This is a genomic window from Shigella sp. FC1967, from assembly GCF_001743005.1.
Classification (GTDB): domain Bacteria; phylum Pseudomonadota; class Gammaproteobacteria; order Enterobacterales; family Enterobacteriaceae; genus Proteus.
Window position 1 is genome coordinate 1 of sequence record NZ_MIIZ01000826.1, and the last position, 2,873, is coordinate 2,873.

General features: G+C 48.0%; 6 protein-coding genes. All 6 read right to left on the reverse strand.

Features of this window, described 5'->3' with window-relative positions; translation table 11 throughout:
* Nucleotides 1-186 precede the first annotated feature (186 nt).
* Nucleotides 187-333, reverse strand: a complete 147-nt coding sequence (locus BHE89_RS23800; RefSeq protein WP_001032043.1) for a hypothetical protein — start codon at nt 331-333, stop codon at nt 187-189.
* Nucleotides 334-537: 204 nt separating this feature from the next.
* Nucleotides 538-1,389, reverse strand: coding sequence for a hypothetical protein (locus tag BHE89_RS13855; RefSeq protein WP_021293662.1), 852 nt, complete (start codon nt 1,387-1,389; stop codon nt 538-540).
* 75 nt (nt 1,390-1,464) lie between these two features.
* Nucleotides 1,465-2,022 (reverse strand): hypothetical protein, encoded by a 558-nt coding sequence (locus BHE89_RS13860; RefSeq protein WP_021293661.1) that lies wholly within the window; start codon nt 2,020-2,022, stop codon nt 1,465-1,467.
* 69 nt (nt 2,023-2,091) lie between these two features.
* Nucleotides 2,092-2,304: a hypothetical protein gene (locus BHE89_RS13865; protein WP_013141585.1), complete on the reverse strand. Its 213-nt coding sequence runs from the start codon at nt 2,302-2,304 to the stop codon at nt 2,092-2,094.
* Entirely contained in the window at nt 2,301-2,567 is a 267-nt protein-coding gene (locus tag BHE89_RS13870) for a hypothetical protein (protein ID WP_021293660.1), read from the reverse strand. The genes BHE89_RS13865 and BHE89_RS13870 overlap by 4 nt, the downstream gene beginning before the upstream one ends.
* Nucleotides 2,560-2,873 (reverse strand): YfbR-like 5'-deoxynucleotidase (locus tag BHE89_RS13875; RefSeq protein ID WP_286146145.1); only part of this gene is annotated, 314 nt, incomplete at its 5' end. The genes BHE89_RS13875 and BHE89_RS13870, both read right to left, overlap by 8 nt.

Consider the following 2,873-nt stretch of genomic DNA (forward strand, 5'->3'; position numbering starts at 1 on the left):
GAAGATTGGTCCACCAGCAGACCATCATTGATGGCTTGTTGACGGATTTGGGCGAGGTCCAATTTAGCTACTTGGTTCATAAGGTGTACTCCAAAGTTAATGGGTACACCTACCCCGTGCGGGGAAGTGTACCCGCATGGGTTATTGAAAGGTCACGGCCAAAGCCGAGCTTTAAGGTTCCGAGTTTTACGCTGGCTGAATGCGCCAAAGAACGGTCGGAGGAAACGAGTCAGCGACACGCTTCACATTCGCGTAAAGAGTGTCCGTAAAGACACGCTCTAAGCGACGACCACCTTGACGATAAACCAACTTAAAGTCTTGGAATTTGTTCATGGATACCTCCAGAAATAACGGGAGGTATCTCCAGCAGGAGATAGACTCCCGCAGGGATTAATAAATTAACGTTAATTTGCTGTTTGTTTTTGGCGACCAGCTATCGCACGTTTTCGCCCTCAGGGAGGACAAAATCTGCTTACTGATGGCTTTACCATGAGTAAGAAGACTTGGGAAGTAAAGCAGGGGTTTCCCCCTGCCTTGTTATGCCGCTTTGAGGTGGCGAGAGAAAAAATCCCTGGTTTGCTGGATAGCTCCCCGGAGAAGTTCTCGTCTGTAGCCAGCGTAGCTCTTGTCATCACTGGCAACGGTCAAGCCGTGCAAACTCTCTTCACCCAGGACAATCTCGTTTTCACGAGAGAGTACCTCAACACGTAGGCCAAGAACTCGCTCTTTCCCTTCCAGGATAGAACAAATTGTTTGGTCTCTTACTTCGTCATCCCAGTGGCCCATATCGAAATCCCGCTCAGGGAGTTCAGTAACACGCACCAGGTAGTTTTCGGTGGCCCGTTCCCAAACCACTTCATCTTCGCATGGAGATGCCTCTATCAGCGAGTATCCGTCGGATTCGAGCTTCTTGGAAATGCTTTTCACATCATCCGACAGCTCCAACACAAAACGATCCCAGATGTCTTGCCAACGCTCGATCATATCCTGGTTAATCGCTTCAATGCCGGTTCCTAGCATGGTGTCATCATCAGGGAAGATCCCTGTAAAGTCCACGTTGTCGTCGATGCTCATGCAGTTCCAGTGGCTGTAGTGATGCCCATAACTGTTCCGGGTAATGGACAAGTCACAGGAACCATACTCACGGAGGACAAAAAGCATATTCTCAATGTCTTTCTGTGCCATCAGGTTCTTCACGCGACTGACAGCATCTACTTGGCCGAGCTCAGTGCTGAATAGGCGCTTCATGAGTGCTTTTACGTCATCAACGCCCAAGTCTCCATAAAATGCCATTCCATCGCCCTGGCAGTACCCGAGACTGTACTCAATTTTCAGATCATCCGGGTATCCGCACTTAACCAGTTCGTTTTGAAAATGCTGTTTAATCATTGGTATCTCCTTAGTTTCAGAGGGAGACACCACCCCCGCAGGGACTAATGTCCCCCGTGGGGTTAATATTTGGGTTTAAGAAGCCTTGCGGCTTAATTCAGCATCGAATCGAGGGCCTTTGATAACCGCAGTTTTCATAACCTCGAAGTTTCTTGGGTAACGCAGCTTTGAAACTGCGCCAGCACGGATGTCGGCAGCCTCACTTGGAGATACAAGCCTAAACCCTTCGCTAGTTTCAGCGTAGAACCAACCGGCGTAACGCTCATAGGCATACTGCTGGTATTGTTCAGTCGCTATGTTCTTCTGGATCGCCTCATTTAACGCCTCAACAACACTGTCATCTTTCGTGATGATGTTGAAAACATGAGAGACCGTAAGAAAGTTCCCAAAGAAACAAGCTGCTCCCAGCCAAGGCTGGAATATCTTATCATTGCGCCCCGTCTTAATCAGGGGTTCAAACGGATAAGAACGGTAGCAGTGATACTGCTCAAACATTGGATCAAGAACGTTGTTGCCGAGAACATCCAGCAAAGTCTGAATGTTATCCGGGTCTTGGCCTGCCCACTTACTCCCGTTGCTGAGAATCAGTGTCTTGCCGTCAGTACGTTCCAGAGCTTGTTCAAAGTTAGACATAGTGCATTCCTTATAGTTAGGACGCACCACACCCTCTCGGGATGATGCGCCCGAGTGAGGGTTAACTTATTAAGACAGATTTTGATTGGCGAACTGTTGCAACTCAAATAGAGCTTCTATCACACAATCGTAGCCATCAATCTCAGACGACAAATCAATACCTAGTTCACTTAAATCAGAGAGTAATTCAGTATCTTCGGCCAAATGCCTTTGAATTTCCCCTAGCTTACATGCCAGTGTATTAACCTGCTCTTTTGATAAGGATTTTAGTGATGCTTTCATAGCATTTCACCAAAAAGGTCATCTTTGATGGCAGAAAAATCGACTGGAGATTGATCTCCATAGGTCTGATTTACGCCACCAGCATCATCAACACTGACAAAGACCGTTCGGAGTAACCCGTTAGGCTTTGCTGGGTAAACGATACTGACATGCTGACCTTTGTACTGTTCTGACAAAGTGCTTTGAAGCTCATCAACCGAACGGAATTTCCGGTCGCGGCCAAAGTCCTTAATCTTGATGTCGCCAGGGATTGGATTAGTCATCGTTACCCCCTGCCAGCAGTTTATCTACTGAATGGCCGAGTCCGTCACCAAACCATTTGTCCAGAGCGTCGATTTCCGGGAAGTCCGATTTCACCTGAGCAACAACACGTTCCATTTTGCTGAGAGCATCCTGGAACTCAAGGCCATTACCTGCGGCCACCTCAAGTTTGCACTTGATGTAAGCGGAGTAGGTATCACAGGCCTTAACCAGTGATTGTTCATAGCCACCGGGAGCGAAGGCTATGGCGACTGCATCCTGGAGTTCTTCGGGAAGAGTCTGGATGAGTTTGTCCTCTGCGGCCTTTT

Excerpts from the sequence above, each read along its gene's own strand:
- BHE89_RS23800 (WP_001032043.1), bottom strand. The coding sequence starts at position 333 with ATGAACAAATTCCAAGACTTTAAGTTGGTTTATCGTCAAGGTGGTCGT.
- BHE89_RS13855 (WP_021293662.1), bottom strand. The coding sequence starts at position 1,389 with ATGATTAAACAGCATTTTCAAAACGAACTGGTTAAGTGCGGATACCCG.
- BHE89_RS13860 (WP_021293661.1), bottom strand. The coding sequence starts at position 2,022 with ATGTCTAACTTTGAACAAGCTCTGGAACGTACTGACGGCAAGACACTG.
- BHE89_RS13865 (WP_013141585.1), bottom strand. The coding sequence starts at position 2,304 with ATGAAAGCATCACTAAAATCCTTATCAAAAGAGCAGGTTAATACACTG.
- BHE89_RS13870 (WP_021293660.1), bottom strand. The coding sequence starts at position 2,567 with ATGACTAATCCAATCCCTGGCGACATCAAGATTAAGGACTTTGGCCGC.